This is a genomic window from Asticcacaulis sp. AC460 (assembly GCF_000495795.1).
GTDB lineage: Bacteria > Pseudomonadota > Alphaproteobacteria > Caulobacterales > Caulobacteraceae > Asticcacaulis.
This window is the reverse complement of the sequence record NZ_AWGD01000039.1, coordinates 1-26558: the sequence shown is the minus strand read 5'-3', so window position 1 is coordinate 26558 and position 26558 is coordinate 1. Positions and strand designations below refer to the sequence as shown.

The 26558-nt window shown below is 61.9% G+C and carries 21 protein-coding genes; 12 read left to right on the top strand and 9 right to left on the bottom strand.

All coding sequences use genetic code 11. The annotated features are described in order from the left end of the window. Positions 1 to 22: 22 nt before the first annotated feature. The 9 genes from ABAC460_RS45245 to trxB all read left to right on the top strand — a co-directional run bounded on the left by ABAC460_RS45245 (position 23) and on the right by trxB (position 13017). The gene (locus tag ABAC460_RS45245; protein WP_023455493.1) at positions 23 to 286 is read left to right on the top strand and encodes an antitoxin; all 264 of its coding nucleotides are present in this window, start codon (positions 23 to 25) and stop codon (positions 284 to 286) included. Continuing rightward, the gene (locus ABAC460_RS45240) at positions 283 to 690 is read left to right on the top strand and encodes a type II toxin-antitoxin system VapC family toxin (protein ID WP_023455492.1); all 408 of its coding nucleotides are present in this window, start codon (positions 283 to 285) and stop codon (positions 688 to 690) included. The genes ABAC460_RS45245 and ABAC460_RS45240 overlap by 4 nt, the downstream gene beginning before the upstream one ends. A gap of 144 nt (positions 691 to 834) precedes the next feature. Continuing rightward, a complete protein-coding gene (gene carB, locus ABAC460_RS45235; protein WP_023455491.1) occupies positions 835 to 4128 on the top strand; it encodes a carbamoyl-phosphate synthase large subunit in 3294 nt (1097 codons plus the stop codon). Between the two features lie 59 nt (positions 4129 to 4187). Beyond that, the gene (locus tag ABAC460_RS45230) at positions 4188 to 5783 is read left to right on the top strand and encodes an ankyrin repeat domain-containing protein (protein WP_023455490.1); all 1596 of its coding nucleotides are present in this window, start codon (positions 4188 to 4190) and stop codon (positions 5781 to 5783) included. A 19-nt stretch (positions 5784 to 5802) separates the two neighbouring features. Further along, positions 5803 to 7443 carry an ankyrin repeat domain-containing protein gene (locus ABAC460_RS45225; RefSeq protein WP_023455489.1) on the top strand — a complete coding sequence of 547 codons (1641 nt, stop codon included), beginning with the start codon at positions 5803 to 5805 and terminating at the stop codon, positions 7441 to 7443. A 203-nt stretch (positions 7444 to 7646) separates the two neighbouring features. Further along, entirely contained in the window at positions 7647 to 9929 is a 2283-nt protein-coding gene (locus ABAC460_RS45220; protein ID WP_023455488.1) for a DUF6311 domain-containing protein, read from the top strand. A gap of 365 nt (positions 9930 to 10294) precedes the next feature. After that, positions 10295 to 10768: a transcription elongation factor GreA gene (greA, locus tag ABAC460_RS45215; protein ID WP_023455487.1), complete on the top strand. Its 474-nt coding sequence runs from the start codon at positions 10295 to 10297 to the stop codon at positions 10766 to 10768. Positions 10769 to 10805: 37 nt separating this feature from the next. Continuing rightward, positions 10806 to 11774, top strand: coding sequence for a mitochondrial fission ELM1 family protein (locus tag ABAC460_RS45210; RefSeq protein ID WP_023455486.1), 969 nt, complete (start codon positions 10806 to 10808; stop codon positions 11772 to 11774). Between the two features lie 199 nt (positions 11775 to 11973). Continuing rightward, entirely contained in the window at positions 11974 to 13017 is a 1044-nt protein-coding gene (gene trxB, locus ABAC460_RS45205; protein WP_023455485.1) for a thioredoxin-disulfide reductase, read from the top strand. 141 nt (positions 13018 to 13158) lie between these two features. Here trxB and ABAC460_RS45200 read toward each other — a convergent pair whose 3' ends face one another. Then, positions 13159 to 14151 (bottom strand): helix-turn-helix transcriptional regulator, encoded by a 993-nt coding sequence (locus ABAC460_RS45200; protein ID WP_023455484.1) that lies wholly within the window; start codon positions 14149 to 14151, stop codon positions 13159 to 13161. A gap of 129 nt (positions 14152 to 14280) precedes the next feature. Between ABAC460_RS45200 and ABAC460_RS45195 the strand changes: the two genes are divergently transcribed. Together ABAC460_RS45195 and ABAC460_RS45190 are read left to right on the top strand one after the other, a co-directional pair. Beyond that, positions 14281 to 15081 (top strand): DUF2306 domain-containing protein, encoded by an 801-nt coding sequence (locus tag ABAC460_RS45195; protein ID WP_023455483.1) that lies wholly within the window; start codon positions 14281 to 14283, stop codon positions 15079 to 15081. Positions 15082 to 15281: 200 nt separating this feature from the next. Continuing rightward, entirely contained in the window at positions 15282 to 15758 is a 477-nt protein-coding gene (locus tag ABAC460_RS45190) for an Hsp20 family protein (RefSeq protein WP_023455482.1), read from the top strand. 293 nt (positions 15759 to 16051) lie between these two features. On the opposite strand, the gene ABAC460_RS45185 is transcribed toward ABAC460_RS45190, so the two are convergent. The 7 genes from ABAC460_RS45185 to ABAC460_RS45160 form a co-directional block, all read right to left on the bottom strand. Further along, the gene (locus ABAC460_RS45185; RefSeq protein ID WP_023455481.1) at positions 16052 to 16390 is read right to left on the bottom strand and encodes a hypothetical protein; all 339 of its coding nucleotides are present in this window, start codon (positions 16388 to 16390) and stop codon (positions 16052 to 16054) included. Continuing rightward, the gene (locus ABAC460_RS45180) at positions 16390 to 17643 is read right to left on the bottom strand and encodes a pentapeptide repeat-containing protein (protein WP_023455480.1); all 1254 of its coding nucleotides are present in this window, start codon (positions 17641 to 17643) and stop codon (positions 16390 to 16392) included. The genes ABAC460_RS45185 and ABAC460_RS45180 overlap by 1 nt, the downstream gene beginning before the upstream one ends. A 66-nt stretch (positions 17644 to 17709) precedes the next feature. Continuing rightward, positions 17710 to 18759 (bottom strand): DUF559 domain-containing protein, encoded by a 1050-nt coding sequence (locus ABAC460_RS50560; protein WP_023455479.1) that lies wholly within the window; start codon positions 18757 to 18759, stop codon positions 17710 to 17712. A gap of 70 nt (positions 18760 to 18829) precedes the next feature. Further along, entirely contained in the window at positions 18830 to 19546 is a 717-nt protein-coding gene (gene gpmA / locus ABAC460_RS45175) for a 2,3-diphosphoglycerate-dependent phosphoglycerate mutase (protein ID WP_023455478.1), read from the bottom strand. A gap of 57 nt (positions 19547 to 19603) precedes the next feature. After that, a complete protein-coding gene (locus ABAC460_RS45170) occupies positions 19604 to 20398 on the bottom strand; it encodes an MOSC domain-containing protein (protein WP_023455477.1) in 795 nt (264 codons plus the stop codon). Beyond that, complete coding sequence (prfA, locus tag ABAC460_RS45165; protein WP_052012819.1) at positions 20398 to 21471, bottom strand: peptide chain release factor 1; 1074 nt, start codon at positions 21469 to 21471, stop codon at positions 20398 to 20400. Before prfA ends, ABAC460_RS45170 begins: the two co-directional genes overlap by 1 nt. 34 nt (positions 21472 to 21505) lie before the next feature. After that, the gene (locus ABAC460_RS45160) at positions 21506 to 22099 is read right to left on the bottom strand and encodes a glutathione S-transferase N-terminal domain-containing protein (protein WP_023455475.1); all 594 of its coding nucleotides are present in this window, start codon (positions 22097 to 22099) and stop codon (positions 21506 to 21508) included. A gap of 214 nt (positions 22100 to 22313) precedes the next feature. Here ABAC460_RS45160 and ABAC460_RS45155 point away from each other — a divergent pair, with 214 nt between their 5' ends. Then, the gene (locus ABAC460_RS45155) at positions 22314 to 24533 is read left to right on the top strand and encodes a putative bifunctional diguanylate cyclase/phosphodiesterase (RefSeq protein ID WP_235075858.1); all 2220 of its coding nucleotides are present in this window, start codon (positions 22314 to 22316) and stop codon (positions 24531 to 24533) included. Positions 24534 to 24671: 138 nt separating this feature from the next. On the opposite strand, the gene ABAC460_RS45150 is transcribed toward ABAC460_RS45155, so the two are convergent. Continuing rightward, the coding region (locus ABAC460_RS45150) for a Calx-beta domain-containing protein (RefSeq protein WP_023455473.1) at positions 24672 to 26558 on the bottom strand (1887 nt) is incomplete at its 5' end.

Below are 26558 nucleotides of genomic sequence, written 5' to 3'. Positions count from 1 at the left end.
CAATATTTGCTAAATTTTCAGCATGGATGATACCGCTAAAATCTTCATGACCGGTCGAAGCCAGGCTGTCCGTCTTCCTAAAGACTACCGCTTTGAAGGCCAAGAAGTCTTTATCCGCCGTGATCCCAAGACCGGCGACGTTATCCTGTCCAGCAAGCCATCATCCTGGGAGCCCTTCTTCGCCGCCCTGGCCCAAATGGAGCCCGGCGACGTTCCGGATGACTTTATGGCCGACCGAAACCAAGGCGTTCACGACCGCGATCCTTTCGAAGGCTACAAGGAGTGAGTGCCTACGTCTTCGATACCAACACGGTCAGCCTCTTCGTCCGCAGCCGCGCTTCCACCAACGCCGTGCAACGTCTGAGATCCCTGTCTATCGAAAGCGCGACGATCTCGATTGTCACACGGGCGGAAATCTTATTCGGTTTGGCCAAGGCCGGACACCCGCCACGCCTGAGCTATTCAGTAGAGGTCTTCTTCCGTACTGTGACGGTTTTGCCCTGGGCCGAGTCCGAAGCCCACACCTACGCCGAGCTGCGCCGAACCTGCGAATCGCAAGGAATCACCATCGCACCTCTGGACCTGATGATCGCCGCCCAGGCCTTGTCTGCCGGCGCGATTTTGGTGACAAACGACACGGCCCTGAAGCGCCTGACACCCTGGCTGCCTGTCGAAGACTGGACCGGGTAAAATTATTAAATTTTCCGGGTTGCGCTGCACACCTATAGCCACTAAAGCACCCGCTTAGCCCAAAACCGGCACCTTACGCCACGACCTGCGCCCCCTCGCACAGGCCGCGGATTGCGCGCGATTACTTGTTACGGAAGACCGACCATGCCCAAACGTACAGATATCAAGTCCATCCTGATCATCGGCGCCGGGCCCATCGTCATCGGTCAGGCCTGCGAGTTCGACTATTCCGGCGTCCAGGCCTGTAAAGCCCTGCGCCAGGAAGGCTACCGCATCATCCTGGTCAACTCCAATCCGGCCACCATCATGACCGATCCGGACGTTGCCGACGCCACCTATATCGAGCCGATCACGCCGGAATTCGTCGAAAAGATCATCGCCAGGGAACGCCCCGACGCCCTGCTGCCGACCATGGGCGGCCAGACCGCACTGAACACGGCCCTTGCCCTGGAAAACTCGGGCGTCCTGGCCAAGTACAATGTCGAGATGATCGGCGCCAAGGCCGAGGTCATCGACAAGGCCGAAGACCGCCTGAAGTTCCGCAACGCCATGGACAAGCTGGGCCTGGAATCGGCCAAGTCGGCCGTCGCCCACACCATGGAAGAGGCCTATGCCGCCCTGGAGCACATCGGCGGCCTGCCGGCGGTCATCCGTCCGTCCTTTACCCTGGCCGGCACCGGCGGCGGCATCGCCTTCAACCAGGAAGAATTCAAGGACATCGTCGCCAACGGCCTCGACCTGTCGCCGACCACCGAAGTGCTGATCGAAGAGTCGATCCTCGGCTGGAAGGAATACGAGATGGAGGTCGTGCGCGACACGGCCGACAACTGCATCATCGTCTGCTCGATCGAAAACGTCGACCCGATGGGCGTGCACACCGGTGATTCCATCACCGTTGCCCCGGCCCTGACCCTGACCGACAAGGAATACCAGATCATGCGTTCGGCCAGCCTGGCCGTGCTGCGTGAAATCGGCGTCGAAACCGGCGGCTCGAACGTCCAGTTCGCGCTTAACCCCGTCGATGGCCGCATGATCGTCATCGAGATGAACCCGCGCGTGTCGCGCTCCTCGGCCCTGGCGTCCAAGGCGACCGGTTTCCCGATCGCCAAGGTCGCCGCGAAACTGGCCGTCGGCTACACCCTGGACGAACTGCAGAACGACATCACCCAGACCACGCCGGCCTCGTTCGAGCCCTCGATCGACTACGTCGTCACCAAGATCCCGCGGTTCGCTTTTGAGAAATACCCCGGCTCCGAGCCCCTGCTGGGCACCTCGATGAAGTCGGTCGGCGAGGTCATGGCCATCGGCCGCACCTTCGCCGAGTCGATGCAAAAGGCCCTGCGTGGCCTGGAAACCGGCCTGTCGGGCTTCGATGAGGTCGAGATCAAGGGCACCCACAACGCCGAACCCCATGCCGTCCGCGAGGCCGTCATCCGCGAACTGGGGCGCGCCACGCCGGACCGGATCCGCGTCATCGCCCAGGCTTTCCGTCACGGCCTGAGCGTCGAAGACATCCACGCCGCCTGTTCCTACGAACCGTGGTTCCTGCGCCAGATCGAAACCATCGTCTCCGAAGAAGCCAAGATCGGCGCCCTGGGCCTGCCGCAAACCGCAAAAGCCATGCGCCAACTGAAGGCCATGGGCTTCTCCGACGTCCGCCTGGCCAAGCTGACCGGCACCACCGAAACCGAGGTCCGCACCGCCCGCCGCGCCCTGGGTGTGCGTCCGGTGTTCAAGCGCATCGATACCTGCGCCGCCGAGTTCCGCTCCAACACCGCCTACATGTATTCGACCTACGAATCGGGCGCTTTGGGGCAACTGCCGGAGAACGAAGCCGAGCCGTCCGACCGCAAGAAGGCCATCATCCTGGGCGGCGGTCCCAACCGGATCGGCCAGGGCATCGAGTTCGACTATTGCTGCTGCCACGCCGCCTTTGCCTTTAAAGACATCGGCGTCGAAGCCATCATGGTCAACTGCAACCCGGAAACCGTCTCGACCGATTACGACACCTCCGACCGCTTGTATTTCGAGCCCCTGACGGCCGAAGACGTGCTGGAACTGATCGCCGTGGAACAATCCAACGGCGAACTGCTGGGCGTGGTCGTCCAGTTCGGCGGCCAGACTCCGCTGAAGCTGGCCCAGGCGCTGGAAGACGAAGGCATTCCCATCCTGGGCACCTCGCCCGACGCCATCGACCTGGCCGAAGACCGCGAGCGCTTCCAGCACCTGCTGCGCGACATCGAACTGACCCAGCCGATCAACGCCATCGCCCGCACGCCGGAAGAGGCCTTCCGCGCCGCCCACGAAGTCGGCTACCCCATCGTCATCCGCCCGTCCTACGTCCTGGGCGGCCGCGCCATGGAAATCATCCGCGACGACGAGCAACTGGCCCGCTATGTCCGCGAAGCCGTGCAGGTGTCGGGCGACTCGCCTGTGCTGATCGATCAATACCTGTCGGCCGCCATCGAGGTCGACGCCGATGCCCTGGCCGATGGCGAAGGCGTCTTTGTCGCCGGCATCATGGAACATATCGAAGAAGCCGGCGTCCACTCGGGCGACTCGGCCTGTTCCCTGCCGCCCTTCTCGCTGAAACCGGAAACCGTCGCCGAGCTGGAGCGCCAGACCATCGAACTGGCCAAGGCGCTGAAGGTCCGCGGCCTGATGAATGTCCAGTTCGCCATCGAAAACCCTTACACCGATCCGAAGATCTACGTGCTGGAAGTCAATCCGCGCGCCTCGCGGACCGTGCCCTTCGTTGCCAAGACCCTGGGTCAGCCCCTGGCCGGCATCGCCGCCAAGATCATGGCCGGCAAGTCCCTGGCCGAGTTTAACCTGAAACCGCGCGACTACCGCCATGTCGCCGTCAAGGAAGCCGTCTTCCCGTTCGCCCGTTTCGCCAATGTCGATACGGTCCTGGGGCCGGAAATGCGCTCGACCGGTGAGGTCATGGGCCTGGACTGGATACGCGACGGCGAAGAGATGATCGACGCCTTCTCGCGCGCCTTCGCCAAGTCGCAGCAGGGCAGCGGCACTATTCTTCCGACCAAGGGCAAGGTCTTCGTTTCGGTCAAGGATCAGGACAAGCCGGTCATCGTCGAGTCGATCCGGCTGTTGCTGGAGCTGGGCTTCAAGGTCGTCGCCACCGGCGGCACCTATGATTATCTGGCTGAACGCGGCGTTCAGGTCGAAAAGGTCAAGAAGGTGCTGGAAGGCCGTCCGAACATCTTGGACGCCATCAAGAACGGCGAGATTGCCCTGGTGTTCAACACCACCGAAGGCAAGCAGTCCCTGGCCGACTCCTTCTCGATCCGCCGCACCACCCTGATGATGAAGATTCCGTACTACACGACGGCGTCGGGAGCTGTGGCCGCGACCCGCGCCATCGCCAGCGCCCGCAAGGGCGAACTGGACGTCCGCGCCCTGCAGGAATATGCCTGATCCAACTTAGGATTGCGCCAGACCTGTTCTCTGCTAAGTTTAAGGCAAGGGGGCAGGTCATGCGCAATCTCATTATCGCCGTTTTGGGCATAGCGAGCACTCTGCCCGCATTGCAAGCCTTTGCCCTGCCGTCTTGCGATCCTGCGGTCGCCGTAAACCTGCGCAAGGCGGATGGCGAAGAACGCGCGGCCCGTCGCACCTCCGCCTCCTACGCCCAAACCCTGATCTATGATTTTGACACCCATTCGGGTGAATGGTTCTTTGAAGTCCGCTATGTGATCGGTGAAGACGGACGCGTAACCTGCATATCTCCCGGCAGTCCTTACGCCCCTTCGCCTCCTGAGATCACGCCGCAACGTCAGGCCGCACTCGACGCCATTTCAGCTCAGCAGTTCGCCCCCTTTCTGACGAAGGGTGAACCCGCCCCCGTTTATGTCGAAACCGTCTTCTATGAAGAAGAACGGCCTGGCCCACATGTCCCGCGCCCAGCGGGCGATATCGCCACCGCCGAAATCCGCCTGCACTGGTCGTCACGCGGCGAGCCGCCCAGCTTTGACATGGTCGTCAGGGGAGACGGCACGGTAACCTACTCCCCCGGCAGGTACGGCGATCTTTTCGGTCCCCAGACCTATCGCATTCCGTTGGAGCGGGTAGCCGCAATCATGAATCTGGCGGAAGCGGCGCAGTTCTGGTCGTTGCGCGAGGTCTACCATTACGACATGCCGGGACACGGCTGGAGCTATTCAAAAATAGACATACGCCTGGGCGAATCGTTCAAGACCTTTTCGGATGACGGCAGCGGCGGCACGCCTTCCGAGGCCGGACGGCTGATCCATACGATGTCTGCTCTCGCCGAGGCTGGCCTGTGGCAAAAGATCGATCGACGCACCCTGGACGTGGTCAAGGAGAACGGCTTCGACTTTGCTTCGGACAAGGGGGCGGAGTTACTGATGACCCTAGTGTCGGCCCCCGCCACGTCCGAAGATGTCGTCGCGCATCTGCTGTCGCTAGGCGCGCCCCAGGACAGAGTGATCAAGGGGTTTCCGTTCGACTATTCTTTGCTGGACGCGGCCATAGCCGGGCAGCGTTTCGAGCTTGCGAACCGGCTCATCGATCAGGGCGCGCTAACGACAAAGGGCCAACCCGATCGGGCGGCCGTGACCCGAGCCCTGGCCCATGCCGTCCAAAGCGGCTCACCGGATATGGTCAGGCGTCTGCTTTCACTAGGCCCGGAGTTGGTCATTCGTCGAAATGACGCCACCCAGAAGATTGATCCGATTATCACCTTCGTTCGCCGCCCGCCGAATGGTCGTCAAGCCGATACGATAGCCATCATTCAGTTGCTGCTGGACTCCGGCGCGGATATCGATAGCCGCGACACCTTCAACAGTGGTGTTCTGAACTATGCCGCCAACCGGGGTGACGCCGACACCCTAAGTTGGCTGTTGAACAAGGGCGCCCGCATCGAGGCCAGCGACGGCACGTCGCCCCTCGATCAGATTTATGATGAAGACATCGTCATGATCCTGTTGGAAGGCGGCGCTGACCTGGCGCAGCCGGGCGTCGTCGATGAGTTGGTCTCAAAAGCCCGCCGCGACCATTGGCTTCGCGTCACCGCCTGGCTTAGAGCCTACGGCAAATGGCCGGATTCGTAATACCAGGCAGGGAGGGAAAATGCGCGCAGCACTCGTATTGGCCGTTATTCTCGCGGCAGGACTTGCCGGTATCTGTCAGGCGGGCGACTTGCCACCGGCTTGCACGGACGAAGATACCGTTGATATTGATGAAGCCTCAATCGAGGACGCGAATCTTCGTGGCGGAGACCTTGCCTCGACCCTGTCCGTTCCTTACGGGTCTTTGGAAGCGTTCGATTTTTTTCTGCGCTATGTCATTGGGGCAGACGGCCGGATCAGGTGCCTGAGCACCGAGGGCGTCCTCGGAAGACCGTTCGAATGGACGCCTGAACGACGGTCCTACTTGGATCGTCTGGCCCAAACCATGTATCAGCCTTTCCTCTCAGAGGCGGGAACGCCCAAAAAAATGCTGGTTACCGCGTACATCACCGAGGAAGAGCAGCCGCCCTACCACGTCATGCCGCCACGTGGTGACACGACAACGGCGGAAATCAGAATGACACTCCAGGATCATCATAATGATCCCTTTGTCATGTCGGTGACCGGAACCGGCGAGGCTCACTACCGGCCCCTTCCTGGAGAAGGCCCAAGTCGGTATTTTGGCCCCCAGACCTACCTGATCCCGCCGGAACGCGTCGCCGAAATACTGGACGTAGCGGACGCGGCGGATTTCTGGTCCTGGCGCGACATCTATTATCCGACCCTCCCGAACGGAATCGTAATTGACACTGAGGGAGGCCACGCCATTTACCGCGAAATTGTAATTTCGCGCGCAGGGCGCACAAAGACAGTTCGCGACTACGGCATGGCCGGCGCGCCCATCGCCTTTCGCAAGCTTTTCGACGGCGGTTCGGAACGTATGGGGGCAAGCCTGTGGTGGAAGCTGGATGAAGACACCATAGGCGCCTTGTCGAAAGGCGGCTTCGACTTCTCATCGCAAGCCGCCTGCGACCTGCTCCAGGACACGGCGGCCAATCGCAACTACACCGATGACCTGGTCCTTAGCTTGCTGGAGGCGGGAACGCCCCGTACCTGTACTGGCATCGGCCGAGACCTTGTCAGGCTTGAACGATCCTTGCTGGATAGCGCCATTCTCGGCCGGCGGACAGACCTGGCAAAGCGGTTGATCGCCGATGGCGCTCTGACCCGTGGCGGCACGCTCGACCACCAGCTCGTCACACGCGCCCTGGTCCACGCCGCGGCCGGAGGCACACCTGAAACCGTCGATCTCCTACTCGCTTACAAGCCCGATTTGTCCTTCAGGTACCGGGCCTCACCTGGCGGGCGATTACTTACCGATCCGGTGATTACCTTTGTCGGACGCGCCGGTCGCAGTGAGATGAAGGATCAAGATCTGATTGTGATTGCGCGTAGCCTCGTAGCCGCCGGTGCTGATCTTCACGCTTATGATTCCGCGGGCCAGAACCTCTTCATCCACGCCCTGTACAATTCTCAACTGGATTTCGCTCGCTGGCTGCTGGCCCAGGGCGCAAGACCACAGGTCCGCGACGGCGGCGCCCCCTGGTTCATGACGAACGACCAGGATCAGATATTGGTGATGCTGGAAGCCGGCGCGGCTGAAAGCCCGGAGGCGCTGGCCGACATCATCGTGAACGCGCGAACCAACGACCAAAAGAAGGTCGAGGCATGGCTTCGCGCCCACGGCAAATGGCCAGATTGACATTCCAGTGTAACAAAATGTCACCCGTTCACGGGCTTGTGAAGTTCGCCGTTTCGCGTACAATGTGCGACTGAAAATCACCCTGTGCATTGTCAGTAAGAGCCCCCCGCGCCGGACAGAACCGTCCTCCGCGACGCCGCCGCAAAAGGCACGACGATTGCAGGGGCGCTCCCAAGCCCTCCGTCCGAGTATCGAAAAAGACCATGCGTTTGCCGACCTGGAACTGGCGTTCCGCGATAAGCCAGCCCCAAGCCTTCGTGACCAATCTGCCGCCTCAGGTCTGGACGGGTCTGTTCCGTGCGGCCTGTTGCCTGGCGCCGGTCGTGCTGTTTTTGTGCTTTTTCAACCCGTACATCATTGACCCGACGAAAATCGGCTGGGTGCTGGAAGCCGACTGGGGCCAGCATGTCCTGGGCTGGAACGCCTACCGCCACTGCGCTGACAGCTTCAATCACCAGACCTGCCTGGCCGCCCCCGTCGGCAACTCCCTGATGTCGCTGGACGCCAATCCGCCGTTTGCCTTCCTGTTCAAGCCCTTCTCGGACCTGCTGCCGGATCAGTTCCAATATATCGGCCCGTGGTTCGCCATGTGCGTCGCCCTGCATTTCTTCGTCGCCTACCGCCTGGTCCGTCCCCACGCCCCCGGCCGCTGGGCCGCCTTCGGCGGCGCCATCATCCTCAGCCTCCTGCCGATCCTGTATTACCGTATGCGCCACGACACCCTGGTGGCCCAGTTCCTGGTCCTGTGGGGCTTGCACATCTTCATCAATGTGCAGAGCGAGCGCGCCAAGATGTGGCACTGGATTGCCCTGCTGGGCTTTGCCGGCCTGCTGCACCCCTATCTGCTGTTCATGATCGCGGCCATCTGGGGCGGCGACGTTCTGCGCCGTTTCTGGCCGGCGGCCCGCACCTTCGACCGCAAGGCCTTGCTGGACCTGACCTGGCGTAGCGCGGCTGCGCTGATGGCGCCGATCGTTACCATGGGCCTGGCCGGCACCTATACCAAGGGCATGGCCTCGGGCGCCGGCGGCTGGGGCTATTACACCGCCGGGATCGACAGCTTCTTCAATCCGGTGCGCCAGGACTTCTCCAACATCCTGAAGGCCACGCCGCTGAACGGCGGCCAGTCATTCGAAGGTTACCAATATCTCGGCTTCGGCCTGCTGATGCTGATCGTCACCGCCGTGGTGCTGTACCTGACCTCGCCCGAAGCCAAACGCGCCCGTGACTACCTGAAAAAGCTGTGGCCCCTGGCCCTGCCCATGCTGTGCCTGGCCCTGATCGCCATCTCCAACAACGCCAAGTTCTTCAACATGCAGGTGTGGAACTTCCCCCTGCCCGAACAACTGAAGGGCCCAGCCGCCATCCTGCGCGCCTCAGGCCGGATGATGTGGCCGATCGCCTATCTGCTGATCCTGTCCGCCCTGGTCGTGCTGTATAAGGCGCGGCCCAAGGTCATCGCCATCATGCTGCCGCTGGTCATCGCGGTTCAGGCCTATGACATAGCCGGCTTCGCCGCCGCCATGCGCAAGGCCACCGGCCTGGCCCAGAGCGACCAGGTCTATTACCTGACGCCGTCGCCGCTGTGGGACAAGCTGGTCAAGGCTTCCGACGGGGTCGACTTCTACCCCGCCAATATCCATCTGAACCAGAAGCTGTTCTACGAAGTCACCTGGCGGGCGACCTCCAACAAGCTGCCGGTCAACACCATGTATGCCGCGCGCGAGAACCTGATGCAGATCGCCCATCAGGACGCCGGCCAGGACGCCTTCAAGAACGGCGACGTCAAGCCGAACCACCTGCTGGTCTTCCTCAAGCAATGCGACGCCCCGGCGAACCTGCGCTCGCGCCTGCGCATGCTGGACGGCGTGTGGATCCTGCCGCCGGACAAGGCCATGGACCTGCCGCTGGACAAGCCGGTGTGGGATCCTATCCGCTCGGAAGTGCGCTTCGGCTGGCTGGACCAGGGCACCTGCATGCTGGACCAGAACTGGTCGCGCCCCGACACCGAAGGCACCTGGAGCGAAGGTCCCGACGCCAATGTCGTCATCCCGATCCAGCATGTCGAGTTCGACACGCCCAAGCCGCGCAAGCTGGAGCTGAACCTGAAGGCCAAGAGCCGCCGTCCGGTCCAGGTCAGCGTCATGGTCAACGACGTCAAGGTCGATGAGATCGAACTGAACCCGCGCGCCAGCGAACACACCATCACCCTGCCGGCCTCGGCCCTGCGCAAGGATGCCCTGAAAATCCGTTTCGTGGTCATTCCGCCAGAACCCGTTGCGACTGAAGGCGGCGCCGAGTCTTCGGCCTCTGCCTCTTCGCGCGGCGGCCGTGGCCAGGTCGCTCGAAAGCCAGAGCCCCAAACGGCACAGAGCCTGGGCATCAAGCTGATCAATATCCGGCTCAGCGACCCTGACGCCGAGCCGGACGAAGACGAACCCGCCCCCCCGGTCCTGAAGACCTGGCGCCCCGTCTCAACCAGCTAACATTTCCTTCCGTCTCAAGGCCGGAAGCAATAGGTATAGCAATATTATACCTCCCCGTTATACGGGGAGGTGGATCATTTGCTGGAAGCAAATGAGACGGTGGGGGATTTGGACCGCAGGTGTTTCCGTCTCGTTCGTCCTCTGAAAGGTAGCGACTTCCGCCACCTTGGGGACGGCGGTAAAACTCTTCTTCCAAAATGGTTGAAATCACCCTATATAGACGAAGACGCCGCTCTTGTGCACCGCAAGGTAAGCACAGGGCGGCGTCTTTCACACTCTAAACCCGAGCCCTGCCGGTTGTATTCACCCTCAACCGGTATATGGGCTTTTTGTCTGTCCTCTGGGTGATTCAAGACTAATCGCACATGGAAAAAGTGCCGATGACCGTCGGAGGCTATAAGACCCTCGACGAAGAACTGAAGCGTCTCAAGTCGATCGAGCGTCCCGCCGTGATTGCGGCGATTTCCGAAGCCCGTTCGCATGGGGACCTTTCCGAAAACGCAGAATATCACGCCGCCAAGGAACGTCAGGGCTGGATCGAAGGTCAGATCGCTGACATCGAGGACAAGATCAGCCGCGCCCAGGTGATCGACGTCGCCAAACTGTCCGGCCAGAACATCAAGTTCGGCGCCACCGTGACCGTGGTCGATGAAGACACCGAGGAAGAAGGCCGCTACCAGGTGGTCGGTGACCACGAGGCCGACGTGAAATCGGGCAAGATTTCGCTGTCGTCGCCGCTGTCGCGCGCCATGATCGGCAAGGAAGTCGGCGACGTCGTCGAGGTCGTGACTCCCGGTGGCGTCAAAGCCTACGAAATCCTCAAGGTCGAGTGGATCTGAACGCGCTCAGCTGATGGAACCTGACCAGGCGCAACCTGTGACGATCTGGGCCGTGTCCGACGGACGCGCCGGCATCGAAAACCAGGTGATGGGCCTGGCCGAAGCCGTAGCACGCCTGCTACCGGCCGATATAGCCGTCAAACGCATCCGTTTTGACGCCGCCTTCGACCGCTGGCCGACGGCGCTGAAACTGTGGCCGAACCGTATGCTGGCCGCGGATAGCGACCGCATCGAGGCGCCCTGGCCCGACATCTGGATCGCCGCCGGCCGCGCCACCCTGCCCTTTTCGCTGCGCATGAAAAAGCGTTCGAACGGGCGGACGCTCGTCGTGCAACTGCAGGATCCGAAGGAAAACCTGTCGGCCTTCGATCTGGTGATTGCCCCCGAACACGACGAGGTCAAGGGCGGAAATGTCCTGTCTTTACTGGGTTCCACCAACCGTATAACGCCCAATCGCCTCACAGACGAAGCGGCCGGCTGGCGGGATCGCCTATCTTCCCTGCCGCGTCCACACGTCGCCGTGCTGGTCGGCGGCAAATCCAAAACCCACGACCTGACGGCGGATCGCGCCCGGGCCATCGCCCACGATATCCGTGAGGCCGTCGGCACAGGCAGCCTGCTTTTGACCCTGTCCCGCCGTACGCCCGACGATGCGCGCGCCATATTCCATGAGGTCCTGGGCGACCTGCCTGGCCTGATATACGACGGCCAGGGCGACAATCCCTATTTCGCGGTGCTGGACGCCGCCGACTACATTCTGGTCACGGAGGACTCGGTCAATATGGTCGCCGAAGCGGCTGTCACGGGCAAGCCTGTCTATCGCCTGGCCATGGATCGCCTGCGCCCGGAAGGCAAGTTCGCCCGCTTCCACCAGGCCCTGGAAGAGCGCGGCATTGTCCGTCCTTTCGAAGGCAAGCTCGACACCTGGACCTACGCCCCTTTGAACGAAACCGCCCGCGCCGCCACGAAGGTCGTCGAGGTGTTCTCAGCGAAGCATTCGAGTTAAGAAAATCAATTACTTATCCCTCCCCGTTATACGGGGAGGTGGATCATTTGCTGGAAGCAAATGAGACGGTGGGGGATTTGGCCCTCCGGCGTTTCCATCACTACCATCTTTTTCACAGCATCAATTCGTTAACGGATGACAACCCGGTCCCTGATCCCTATCTAGGGGACCGAAAGTCACGATTCCTCAGGTACCCGTCATGTCCGATCCTCGTAAAGTTCGCTGCGCCATCATTGGCACCGGCCCGGCCGGCTGGACCGCCGCCATCTATGCCGCGCGCGGCCTGTTGTCGCCGGTCATTTTCACCGGCCCGCAGGACGGCGGCCAGCTAACCATCACGACCGATGTCGAGAACTATCCGGGCTTTGCCGAGGTCATCCAGGGCCCCTGGCTGATGGACCAGATGCGCGACCAGGCCGTGCACATGGGCACCGAAGTCATCGCCGAAATCGTCACCAAGGCCGACCTGTCGCAACGCCCCTTCCGGCTGGAAACCGAAGCCGGCGGCCAATACCTGGCCGAAACCGTCATCATCGCCACCGGCGCCCAGGCCAAGTGGCTGGGGATCGAGTCTGAACAAACCTATCAGGGCTTCGGCGTTTCGGCCTGCGCCACGTGCGACGGTTTCTTCTACCGCAACAAGGTTGTGGCCGTGGTCGGCGGCGGCAATACGGCCGTCGAAGAAGCGCTGTTCCTGACCAAGTTTGCCTCCAAGGTCTATCTGGTCCACCGCCGCGAACAGCTGCGCGCCGAAAAGATCCTGGTCGAGCGCCTGCTCAACGACCCGAAGATCGAGCCGATCTGGAACGTCGCCATTGATGAGATCCTGGGCGACCGCAACGAATTCGGCATGGCCGGTGTCACCGGCGTGCGCCTGTCGTCGACCAATGGTGGCGAAGACCGCGTGATCGACTTGGACGGCGTCTTCATCGCCATCGGCCACGCTCCGGCATCGCAACTGTTCGAAGGCCAACTGGCCACCAAACAGGGCGGCTACCTGGTGGTCGAACCGGGCACACCGAAGACCTCGATTCCCGGCGTCTTTGCAGCCGGCGACGTCACCGACGACGTCTACCGCCAGGCGGTTACGGCCGCCGGCATGGGCTGTCAGGCAGCTTTGGAAGCCATCCGCTTGCTGGCTGAGGAAGACCACCATCACAGCCTGCTGACGGCCAAGGAAATCGACGAAGAGTTCGTTAAACTGCCAACCAAGACGAAGAAGAAGGTCGCGGTTAAGGCGTAACCACCTTCTCCTCCCTATATGTGAGAAGGCTATCGCCTATAGAGTGTTCAAGCTCCCTCCTCTCCACGAAGTGGGGAGGGGGACCGCGGAGCGGTGGAGGGGTATCTTTCTATCAGCGACCGTTTCGTGAACCGTGAAGATTTACACCAGTTTCCCCGCCCTGGTATTGCGAAACACCGTCGGTGTGACCTCATACCTAGCCTTGAAAACGCGGTTAAACGGCCCGATCGACCCGAAACCGCAATCCAGCGCTATGGTCAAAACCGGCAAATGATCACAGCGCGGATCGCTCAGCATCTGCTGCGCCTGTTCGATGCGGAACTGGTTGACCATCTGGTTGAAATTGCCGAAGCCCAAGGCGCCCGTGACGCACTGCGTCACCCGGTATTCGGCTTCGCCCAGATGCCGCGCCAGGTCGGCGACCTTCAGGCTGGGCTCGGTAAAAAGCCGGTCCTCAGTCATCAACCGCAAGACCCGCTCACCCAGAGCACGGTCGTCGTCCGTAGCGACCCGTCGCGGCCGCGCGCCATCCGCCAGCGCATGACGCCCGCGATACCACACGGCCAGACCGGCGCCCAGCAAGCCCACGAACGCACAGGCGATCTTGACCTGGTCGCCCCATTGCGCCGCCCAACTACCCTGCGGCGCGCCGCTGATCCAGATCACGCCTATGCCCATGATCGTCGCGTAGGCGGCGGCAAAGATCAGGCGAAAGCGCCGCTCCCCCTGGGCCGCGCCACGTAATCCCAGCAGTGGCTCGACCAAGGCCAGCAGCAAGGCGGTCGAACCGATCAACTCCATCACCTTGCCGCCCATCTGCTGAACCGGCCCGGCCGGGCTCCACCGCAACACAGCCGTCAGGGCGATCATGATCAGCACCAGACCCCATGGCCACGGCAACGCATCGGGCGCATCCCGGCGGAACAGGGCGCGCGTCAGCAGCCACGACCAGCCGCAGGTGGCGCATCCGGCAATGGCTAAAAAATCCGCCGCCAGGCCATTTGCGCCGCCGATCAGGCTGCGCAGGCAGAAGACGAGAATCGAGCCAGCGAACAGGGCAAAATAGAGATGAATATCCCGCGGCCTGCGGCGGCGGACGGCCAGCAGCGCAGGAAAAACCAGTGTGTCGTTCACGCCTACCTCCCGGCTCTTCGCTCAGGATAGCCGACATCGGGAAAAAAACTATGACCGATTTCCAAATCGGCGAGACGGCACGGTGCAGCAGGCCTGAATAGACCGCGTACAAACCCTATGGAACCGCCCATGACACCCTCCCCCCAAATTCCCGGCACCCGTCTGCTGCAACGCTCCGGACTGATCTGGTACCTGACCGCCGCCGTAGGCCAACTGGCCTTCGTCTGGATGATCGCCCACCATTATGGCGGCCATACCCTTCGCGGCGACTATCCCGGCTGGAACGACAAGCCGATTATCAAGGGCTATGTCTCAGGCGACACCGCCGGCAACATCATGTTCGCCGTCCACGTCCTGCTGGCCGCTGTCATCACGGTCGCCGGACTGATGCAACTGATCCCGCAGATCCGCAAACACGTCCCTGCCCTGCACCGCTGGACCGGACGCCTGTTCCTGATCCTGGCCTATATCATGGCCCTGGGTGGCCTGTGGCTGGGGTGGGTGCGCGGTACACGCCTGTCGCTAAATTCCGACCTCGCCGTGACATTGAACGGCATACTGATCCTGATCTTCGCCACTCAGGCCTGGCGCCTGGCGGCCGCACGTCGCATCGATGAACACCGTCACTGGGCCATGCGCACCTTTATCGTGGTCAACGGCGTCTGGTTCCTGCGCATCGCCATCATGGCCTGGGCCGTTCTTACCCACGGCTGGGGCATGGACGACAAGCTGGGTGGCCCGGTCGGGACCTTCCTGACGTTTGGCGCCTATCTCATTCCGCTGGCCGTGCTGGAGCTCTATTTTATGGCCCAGAAGAGCCGGCATACAATCGTCAAACGCAACGTCAGTGTGCTTGTTCTCATCATGACCGCCGTGATGGCCGTAGGCATTTTCGGCGCCACCGCCTTCATGTGGGGGCCGTATATGTAAAATCGGGTGACGGCAAAAAATTTTCGCCGTCACCCTTGAACCCGCTTTTTTCTCCCCCAAATCATAGGACGAAGGCGCCGATAACGGGCCTTCTTGAACGGCAACACTGCCCATTCGGGGGTGTCGATGTTGTTCAAAATCAATCCTTTACGGACAACGCACGACGTCCGTAAGCCTCGCTTCTAGTTAAGGAGAGCCCCATGCGTACCGCTGTTGATTTTTCCCCCCTTTACCGTTCCGCCGTTGGCTTCGACCGTCTGGTCGGACTGCTCGATAGCGCCGCTCGCGCCGACGCCGCGCCGGGCTGGCCGCCCTACAATATCGAGCGCCTCGCCGGGGCCGATGCCGAAACCGGCGATTCCTACCGCATCGAAGTCGCCGTCGCCGGCTTCCGTCCGGATCAGCTCAATATCGAGGTCAAGGAAAACGTACTGACCGTCACCGGCAAGAAGGACGCCGACGACACCACGCGTACCTTCCTGCATCGCGGCCTGGCCGAACGTTCGTTCGAACGCCGGTTCCAGCTCGCCGACCATATCCGCGTCACCCATGCGGACCTGGCCAACGGCCTGCTCTCGATCTCGCTGCAGCTCGAAATCCCGGAAGCCAAGAAGGCCAAGACCATCGCGATCAAGACCGGTTCGGACACCCCGACCGTGCTCGAAGCCGCCGAGTAAGGCCTACCTCTAAACCGCGCCGGATAGGCGTCCTGCGCGGTCCCCTCTCTATCTCCCTCCCTGAAAACTGAGAGACTGCTTTGGAAATGGGGGAGGCTGAGCCGAAAAGGGCTGGTTTCGAGAACCGGAGCGGAGCGTACTTAAGTACGTGAGCACCGGAAGCGCAGAAAACGGCACTTTGCAGGCCAGCATCATCCATTTACAAACAGTCTCTAAAGGCTCTTCGGCGCCTGTGATCGTACGGCTTGTCCCCTCCCCGAGCCGCGGATCACAGGACGTCCGAAGAGTCTCTTTTATTTCGGTGGGAGCGACGATGCGTAGTCGCGTGACATCTTCAACAGTTGATCGAACGCCGCCTCGTCGCAGTCATCGGCATCGATAAACAGGAAACCGGTCATCTTGCGGCCGCCGTGGATCATCGGCCGCGTTCCCGCAATCGCCAGGGCTTTGTTTTCCTGATCCTTGCCCGGCCGGAACATGAACTGCTCCACGCCGGTTTTCAGCGTCTTGACCGTGACCGTCATATGGCCGCCGATCATAAAGACCAACCCGCCCATCATCTGCTTTTCGGTGATAGCGACGCCGCCCAGGGCATCACGAATCTTCATGGCCGTGACATCGCTGTACGGCATTATGACGCCAGCCGGCCACGCAAGCCGACACAGGTGACGTGCTCCAGTGCTTCCAGTCTCATGGAAGCCCCTTCCAGATTGGCGCGCGACAGATCGGCGCCATCCAGCTTGGCCAGTTTCAGATCCGCCTCGGCCAGGTTGGCCCCGCGCATGCGGGCTTCGCGGAGGTCGGCCGGCAAAACGCGAGTCGCGTCAATCTGCAAAGCGCCCAGGTTCGCGCCTTCCAGATTGGCGCCATCGAGCCGCGCCTGATACATGCGCACACCACGCAGATCGGCGCCCTTCAGGTTACAATTGCGCAGATCGGCGCCTTCCAGATGCGCCCCCTGAAGCTGCACCCCGCGCATATCCAAACCGTAAAACACAGCCCCACGCGCCGACAAGGCCGTCAGATTCAGCCCGCGGATCTGCCCCAGAGCGCGCAGGTCGGCCTTGTCGAAGGTCGACGGTTTGCCCTGCTTGCCCAGGGTATCGACCCACTTGGCGTGATCCTGGAGCATCTCACCATACGGCAGGGTCTTGACGTCGGTACCGACGATCTTGTCAGTCAGCACGCCGGACATATCGGCCTGTTCGGTGCGCATCATGTCGGTCTTGGCGCCGATCAGCACGGCGTCCTTCAGCGAGGCGCCGGTGAAATCGGCCCCCGACAGGTCGGCGCCGGCCAGGTCGACATTGTTCATGATCGCCTGCTTAAGATTGGCCCGGACCAGCTTGCAGCCCTTCATGGTGGCGTCGGAGAAGTCGGCCTTCATGGCCTGGATGCCGGACAGCTTCGACCGTTCCAGGTTGGCGCCGCGCAGATTGGCGTAGGTGGCTTCCGAGGTCCGCATCGATATCTCGACATAGGCCAGCCCGGCCTGCTTGTCGGGCAACGCCAGGGCGCCTTCGCGCAGATCGGCTTCGTACAGATCGACGCCGGACAGGTTGGCGCCGCGCAGGCAGGCGCCGCGCAGGTCGACCCGACGCAGGGACGCCCCCATCAGGTTGGCCAGTTGCAGATCGGCGCAGAACAGGTTGGACTTGTCGAAATTGCACCCGGCCAGGTCGCAGTCGGCCAGGATGGCAGCGGTGAAGTCGGCATCCTGGAGCACTCGACCGCGGAAGGACAGACCCGACAGGTCGCACCAGGCGAACACAGCCCGGGCGCCGCCCGGTTTACATTGGAAAAACCGTTCGTGCTTCTGACAGATTACATCAACCTGGGCTTGGGACAGCTTGGTGTAGCGTCTTTCGCCCGCCGTGGCGTTCATCCTGGTTTGACTTCCACTCGCATAACTTGAACGAGCAGGATGTCAGAAATATCTTAAAATTTGGCTTTATTCAGTGAGGTAGCCGAGGCTGCGCAATTCGGCCGCCAGTTGCGAGCCTTCCGGCACCCTCAGATGCCGGTAGCCCTTGCCTGCCCAGGCGACCAGTTCAGCGCCCAGCTCGGCATCGGGTTCGGGTTGGAACTCCGCGTCGAAACCGGTGACGTCATCCCGTTCGCGCACCATCGGACTTCCAGTTTTTAAGAAGTGTGCAAAGGGCGCAATCAGATGCGCCACCTCATCTTCCAGCAGTCCGGCTTCGACGGTGATACCCGCATCGATCAACCGTTGCGGCCCGACATGAGAGGCATAGGGCGAAGGGTCGTCACAGGCATAGACGACTCTCGCGACCCCTGCCGCCACCAGCCGTTCCGAGCACGATGCACACCCCGTGGAACGCTTCCCACACGGCTCCAACGTCACATAGGCGGTGGCGCCCCTCGCTGTTTCCCCCGCCATATCGAGAGCATTTTCCTCGGCATGCGGACGACCACCGTCGCCTGTGGCGCCTTCACCGACAACGACGCCGTCTTTCACCAGCACACACCCTACGGCCGGATTGGGCCAGGTCTTCCCTGGCCGCGCCAGAGCGATAGCACGTCGCATCAACGTCTCAGATGAAGCGCCGTAAAGCCCCCTCTCCCCGCCTGCGGGGAGAGGGTTGGGGTGAGGGGCATGCCATGAGGGGTAGAAGTTAAATTCAGGCGACCGGACAGGCTCGGCAATCTCACCTTCGCAAATCGCCACGATGGTATCCAAAATTGGCCCCTTATCCCCGATAACAAATCGTGCGACCGACCATCCCAGCTTGTTCATGTAAATGTCACGAACCCGATCATCGTGACTGTCATTGTGCTGGCTACCATCTATCTCGACGACGAGATTGAGTTCACGACAGGCAAAGTCAGCGAAATAAGGCCCTATCGGCAGTTGGCGGACAAATTTCCGACCACTAAGCATTCGGTTGCGCAAACCGTTCCAAACCGCCCACTCCGCGTTGCTCCCGTCTTTTCGCAGGTTTCGTGCGCGCTCGGTCTTCTTCTCGTCAGGCCCACGCATGGGTATGCCCCTCACCCCTACCCTCTCCCCGTGAGCGGGGAGAGGGGGTTTTACAGCGCTTCACGCTTTCTCAAGCCACCAGCTCCGGCACCGGGTTAGCCCGGGTTTCATCCAGATATCGTGCCGACACCGGCTTCAAACCGGCATCCAGCTCGACCACCAGCGGATTGCTGGTCGGCACTTCCACATCCAGGATCGCCTCTTCGCCGAGGTTAAACAACAGCTTCAAGATCGCCCGGATCGAGTTGCCGTGCGCCGCCACCAGCACGGTCTCGCCCGACTTCAAGGCCGGCGTGATCGCCCCATCCCAGAACGGCAGCACGCGATCCAGCGTGGTCTTCAGGCTCTCGGTATCCGGCAGGACCGCCCCGGCATAGCGGCGATCGGCCTTGAAATCATACGCACCACCGTCCTCCAGCGGCGGCGGCGGCACGTCGTACGACCGGCGCCACACCTTGACCTGGTCTTCGCCGTGCTTGGCCGCCGTCTCGGCCTTGTCCAGCCCGGTGAGCCCGCCATAATGCCGCTCGTTCAGATGCCAGTCCTTGGTCACCGGCACGAAGGTCTGGCCGGCCGCCTCCAATGCCAGGTTACAGGTGCGGATCGCGCGGGTTAGAACCGACGTAAAGGCGCGGTCGATCTCGATACCCTGTTCCTTGATCAGCTCGCCGCCGCGACGCGCCTGGGCTTCACCCTCGGCAGTCAGATCGACATCGACCCAGCCGGTAAAGCGGTTTTCGAGGTTCCACTGGCTTTGGCCGTGGCGAAGCAGAACGAGGGTCGGCATGGGGAGCACCTGTGTTATGTGAGAGTCACAGGCTACATAGAAGCCTGTCCCGCCAAGTCAACCCATCAGGTGAACGCGATCACCCGGCCGGACCGCACCGCCTTTGACCACCCGGGCATAGATACCGCAGTCGCGATGACCGTAATTCTCCCACAACGCCGTGCACAGGTCGATATCGCGCTCGGCGGTGTCCGGATTCACATGGGTGGCGACGCAACGGACAATCGGCTTTAGAACTTCCAGTTCCGGCCCATCGTCACCGATGCGCAGGATCCGCCCTACCCAGCCATGGTCTTCGAACGGCGACCAGTCCTCGACCCAAATATTGGCACGCAGCCGCAACGGGTCCAGTTCCGGCCCGCCCATCCGCCGGCTGACATCGCGCATTGAATTGAGATTGAGGAAGGACACGAACCCCTTGCCGGAATCGGTAAAGCGAAAAGGCTCGGCAATTTCAGGCGCGGCAAGGAAGTTCAACGGCTGTAAAACCGGATCATAGTCCTCATTCGCGGCCAGAACCGCCTCGACATGACGCGCCAGTGCCTGTTGGCCGGCGCCTGTTGCCAGCTCGAACTCCACCGCATCACCACCATCCGACACCGCCAGGACTGCACGCGCCTCGTCATAGTACGTCTGCAACCTGGCTACCGCCGGAAACCGCGCCAGCACGGCAAACTTCATTTTGGAAATGGTCTTCGGCGCCGCCGGATCAAATCCCGACGGTCCCACCTCCAACGCAAACAAGCGGTCGCACGGAAAGAATCCACCTTCGCTCAAGACCGCCTGCTCAATCGCCTCCGGTGTGAAACCCTTGATCGGATGACGCCACAGAGCGGAGACGGTACCGGTCATCAGCGAAACTCTTCCTCAAGCTGCGCCAGGCGTTCGGCCTGGTCCTCGGCGATCAGCGCATTGATCATCTGGCCCATATCGCCTTCCATGAACTGCGGCAGGTTATAGAGCGTCAGGTTGATGCGATGATCGCTGACCCGGCCTTGCGGATAATTATAGGTCCGGATTCGCTCCGACCGATCGCCCGATCCTACCTGCGACTTGCGCGCATCCGACCGCGCCGTATCCAGCGCCTGGCGCTGCATGTCGTACATGCGGGCCTTCAGGTTACGCATGGCGATCGCCCGGTTCTGGTGCTGCGACTTTTCCGAGCTGGTGACGACGATCCCGGTCGGCAGGTGGGTGATCCGCACCGCCGAGTCGGTCTTGTTGACGTGCTGACCACCGGCGCCAGACGACCGGTAGGTGTCGATGCGCAGGTCCTGGTCGCGGATTTCAATCTCGACATCCTCGGCCTCGGGCAACACCGCCACGGTCGCCGCCGACGTATGGATACGGCCGCCCGCCTCGGTCGCCGGCACGCGCTGTACGCGGTGCACACCCGACTCGAACTTCAGCTTGCCGAACACGCCCTCGCCGGTCACCGAAGCAATGATTTCCTTGAAGCCACCGGCCTCACCTTCCGACAGACTGTCGACCTCGACCTTCCACCCTTGCGCCGCCGCATAGCGCGAATACATGCGGAATAGGTCGCCGGCGAACAAGGCCGCCTCGTCCCCGCCCGTACCGGCACGCAGTTCCAGGATGGCCGAGGCGTTCTCGTCCTTGTCCTTGGGCGCAAGCAGCAACGCCACCCCGCGCTCCAGGTCCGGCAAGCTCCCCTTCAACTCGCCTAGTTCCTCTTCGGCCAGGGGCGACAGGTCCGGATCGTTGAGCGCAACCATCTCTTCCAGTTCCGGCACTTGGGCGCGCGCCTTGACCAGCCGTTCGACGGCGTCACAGACCGGCTTGATCTCGGCATGCTCCTTCGACAGCCGCACGATCTCGGCGCCGTCCGTCGTCGATTCCATACGCGCCTCGATCATACGGAAGCGGTCCATGACCTGGTCGAGCTTGGCTTGGGGCAGGTGTATCAACAGGGTAACTCCTCAAGCCCCCCGCTTATCGTTATTTCGGATAGGTATCAATAAAGCTCTGCCGCTTTTCCAGTTGCGTCTGCAGGGCGGCCACCTTTGGCGCCACAGATCGCCAGTCGATATGGGGATAACGGAAATCGGCATAGGTCGCGGCAATGCCCAGGGTCAACGCCCCCAGGTCGAATACATCCGCATCCGGACACACAGCCTCCGCCACTTCGAAACCGCGTACCAGACTGCCTTCCCACCGTTCCAGCCAGAACGGCGAGCGCTCGTTTTCCGGCCGGCGGTTTTCCAGCACCATCTTGACCGTCATTTCCAGGATGCCGGCCGCCGTCACCTCCAGCCGGCGCACCGGCCACGCCTCCTCACCTTCCGGCAGCAACCGCGGCCCCTCCCCCTGCCCGTCCAGCCAGTGGGCGATCAGGCTGGAATCGGTCCATCGCACCCCGTCGTCGGCCACCAGCGCCGGAATCTGGGCCAGCGGATTGGCCGCCACCAGGTCGGGATGGCTCTCGACCGGGATGACGAAGACCTCCTCGACCCGGTCCATCAGCCCCTTTTCCCGCAACACGATCCGCGCCTTGCGCGCAAATGGCGATCCCGAATTGATAAAAAGTTTCATGACGCCCTTCGCTGCGCAGTTTTTGCCGGTTGCGTCCGGATTACGCGCAACCCCTGTGCTGTCAAGGGAAAGATATGCCGCAAGTGCGGCAATTCCGGCCCACAACAAGGTTAACAAAATTCTAACGAAAAGTGGCGGGCGTTTGCCTTAATTTAAGAGTTTTCGCCTAAGGTCCCACACTGACATAATAATTTACCTCAGAATGAGGGTGCTGGTGAAACGTAGCGCAAGCGAACTCAAACTGTTGGCTCCGATGGCCCTGATCGTCGTTGTCGCAGTCTGCGCTTTGGTGGGTAGTTTATGGGTGTGGGCCGAACAGGCCGACACCCTGTCGCGTACCCGCGAACAGAAGCTGGTCACCATGGGGCTCGGCCAGATGGCAGACGACCATGCGATGATGATGACCCCGATCACCATCTGGGACCAGGCGGTCGAAAGCACCCATGTCAAGTACGACAAGAAGTGGGTAAAGAACAATATCGGCGCCTATTTCGAAAACTATCTCAAGTTCGAATCCAACTTCCTGATGGATGATGCCGGCCGCATCGTCTTCGCCTACCGCAAGGGCGAGGAGGTCGACCCCAAGTCTTTTGAGACCATCGCCATCCAGTCCACCGGCGTCATCCGGGACCTGCGCGCCCGCTTCGACGAACGCGCCGCCCGCCGCCTCAGCTACAATTCCGAGAGCAACCACGCCGGCAAGCTGCAAGCCGTCAACGGCAAGATCTACATCATCGGCGCCAGTCTGCTGCTGTCCGACAGCCATGATCCGAAGCTGCTGGCCTACAAACCCTATGTCGCCGTCGGCACCCACGAACTGAGCCGCCAGGAACTGGTCGACCTGTCGCAACGCTACATGGTCTCGGAAATCACGCTCATCCATCCGGGCGAGTCCAAGCCCCAGGGCGCGGCCTCGGTGCCCTTCATCGACGAAAACACCGGCAAAACCATTGCTGAGCTGGTCTGGATGCCCGACACGCCGGGCCGCACACTGTTTATCCGCACGCTCGGTCCCGTCCTGATGATCTCGCTGGGCCTGGGCCTGATCGCCATCGTCCTGCTGCACCAGAGCCAGAAGGCGGCGCAGGGCTTGATCGCCAGCGAAGCCAAGGCCAAGCACATGGCCCTGCACGACAATCTCACCGGCCTGCCCAACCGCACCCTGTTCGCCGACCGCCTGAACCAGGCGTGCGAACGGCTGAACCGCCAGGGCGGCCACGTCGCCGTCATGTGCATCGGCCTCGACCGCTTCAAGGACGTCAACGATACCCTGGGTCACCTGGCCGGCGACGAACTGATCCGCCACAATGCCGCGAAGATCAGCGGTATCATCCGCTCCTGCGACACCCTGGCGCGCCTGGGCGGCGACGAATTCGTCATCATCCAGACCGACACCGATGCCTTAAGCGCCGCCGCCCTGGCTAAGCGCGTCCTGGAAGTCCTGACCGGCACGGTCAATCTCGAAAGCGGGCAGGTCTTTTCGTCGTGCTCGATCGGCGTCACCCTGCTGCACGAAGGCGATATCGATCCGGCCGAAGCCCTGCGCCAGGCCGACCTGGCCCTCTACCGCGCCAAGGATCTGGGCCGCGGTCAGTACGCCTTCTTCGAAGTGGAGATGGACGCCACCATCAAGCTGCGCAAGACACTGGAAACCGGCCTGCGCGAAGCCATCCATGTCGAGGATATCGACGTGGTCTATCAGCCCCAGGTCGACCATTTCGGCAATATCGTCGGCGTCGAGGCCCTTTGCCGCTGGACCCATCCGACGCGCGGCCCGGTGTCGCCGTCCTATTTCATTCCGCTGGCCGAGGAGTGCGGCCTGATGCACGACCTGGGCAGCCTGGTCATGCGCCGCGCCATGCGCGACAGCCACCGCTGGCCGGGCCTGAAGGTCGCCGTCAACGTCTCGGCGACGCAACTGCGCCATGCCTGCTTCGTCGGCCAGATGCGCGACATGCTGGCCGAAACCCACACCGTCGCCGGCCAGATCGAGATTGAAATCACCGAAGGTGTGCTGCTCAACGACGACAGCGTCACCCAGACCGTGCTGCGCGACCTGCGCAATATGGGCTTTTCGATCGCACTCGACGATTTCGGCACCGGCTATTCGTCGCTGGGCTACCTCAGCCGCTATCCGGTCGACAAGATCAAGATCGACCGCTCCTTCGTGTCGAACCTGGGCGTCGACCCGGAGGCCGAGGCTGTCATCCGCGCCATCGTCAAGCTGTCAAAGGCGCTGAACCTGAACATCGTCGCCGAAGGCGTCGAGACCCGGGCGCAGAAGAACATCCTGCGCCAGACCGGCTGTCAGATCATCCAGGGCTACCTGTTCTCGCGGCCGGTGGCGCGCGAAGAGATCGACGAGATGATGCGCAACGACCGCCGCCTGACCATCACGGACGGCGACCTCAGCGAAATGAAGCAGGTCGGCTAGCAGGGGTGAGGAGCGCCGGTTTGCAAAACGCAAACCGGATGAAATCGCTACAGTGTAGCGATTTCCGCAACGAACGCCCGGAGCCTGCAAAGGGCAGACCCTGCACCCGGAAACCTGACGGCGCCGATCGGTGAAAACTCACCACACCATATGCGCCAGAACATCCGCTTGGGTTGCCCCGATAACAGTGATGGTGTTGCTGGCGTTGAAAGTGACCACCACATTGCCGCCGACCTGGGCGACAAGGCTATTGTCGGCCACCCCGCCGGTAATCGCATTGACATTGATGCTGTCATTCTGCGCCGCCGAGAAGTCGGTGATGGTATCCTTCCCGTTGCTGGCCTCGAAAAGGAACACATCCGCGCCCAGGCCGCCCGTCAGGCCGTCCTTGCCGCCCTTGCCGTTCAGCGTGTTGTTGCCGTCATTGCCGACCAGGGTGTTGGTCAGCGAGTTACCGCTGGCATTGATATTGGCCGATCCCGTCAGGTTGATCGTCTCGGCGTATCGGCCGTTCAGGCTATAGCTGACCGTCGAGAAGATGACATCCGTCCCCTCCCCGCCCAGTTCGACGACATTGTCGCCGGTGTTCTGGACATAGTAGGTGTCGTTGCCGAGCCCACCGCTCAGCACGTTGCTGCCTGTATTGCCAGTCAGGACGTTACCGACAGCGTTGCCGGTGCCGTTGATCGATGCGGTACCGGTCAGGGTTAGGCTCTCAACATCAGCCGACAGCGTATAGGTCGCCGACGACCGAACGGCATCCGTCCCACCGCCGGCAGCTTCGGTAATCACGTCGCCGGTGCTGTCGACGAGATAGCTGTCGTTGCCGCTGCCGCCGATCATTGTGTCGGTGCCGGCGCCACCATCGAGGCTGTCATGGCCTCCGCCGGCGTCCAGCAGGTTGGCGCCGACATTGCCCGTCAGCACATTGGCCAGTCCGTTGCCCGTGGCGCTGGCCGCCGCTCCCGTCAAGGTCAGGTTTTCAGCCTGCTTGCCGACCAGGCTGTAGCTGACCGACGCGATGATCAGGTCGGTTCCACCGCCCGAGGCTTCGACGACGCTGTCGCCGGCGGCATCGACATAATAGGTGTCGTTGCCCAGGCCTCCGGTCAGGGTGTCGCTCCCCGCTCCGCCATCCAGAATATTGTGGCCGGCATTGCCGCTCAGGCTGTTCCCAAAGCTATTGCCTGTGCCATTCAAATCTGCGGATCCGGTCAGGCTCAGGTTTTCGACCAACAGGCCGGCCAGCGACCAGGTCAGCGATGAAACCACCAGGTCCGCGCCTTCGCCGGACAGTTCGACAACGACATCACCGATGGCCTGGACATAGTAGGTGTCGTTGCCGGCGCCTCCGATCAGGGTGTCGTTGGCGCCGCCGCCATCCAGGTTGTTGTTGCCGGCATTGCCGGTCAAGGTGTTGCCGAGGCCATTCCCGGTCGCATCGATGTTGGCGCTACCGGTCAGGGTCAGGTTCTCGACCACCCTCCCGGCCAGGCTGTAGCTGGCAGTTGCGACAACCAGGTCTGTCCCCTGGCCGCTCAGCTCGACGACATCGTCGGCGGCACCATCGACATAGAAGGTGTCGTTGCCCGTCCCCCCTGTCAACAGGTCGCTGCCCGTCCCGCCGTCAAGACTGTCATTGCCCTGACCGCCGTTGACAGTGTCATTGCCGCCCTGGCCGAACGCGATGTCGTCGCCATCCCCGGCATTAATGGTTTCGCCGGCATTGCCGCCGAACAGGACATCGGCGTTGCCCGTCCCGTTCAAGGTCGCCGGCGCCGCCGCCGCGCCGTCGTCGTCCACGATGATCGCCGTTCCGACATTCTTGGTCAGGGTGACATTGTTGCTGGGGTTGTACAGTTCCAGGGTGAAGGCCTCGTTGACTTCATCCAGGCTGTCGTTGGTGATCGGGATGCGAACCGTCTTAACCGTCTCACCGGCCGCGAAGGTCAGGTAACCGGACAGGCTGGTGTAGTCGTTGTAACCGGCCGTCTGGTTATACGTCTGCCAGTAGACCTTCACGGT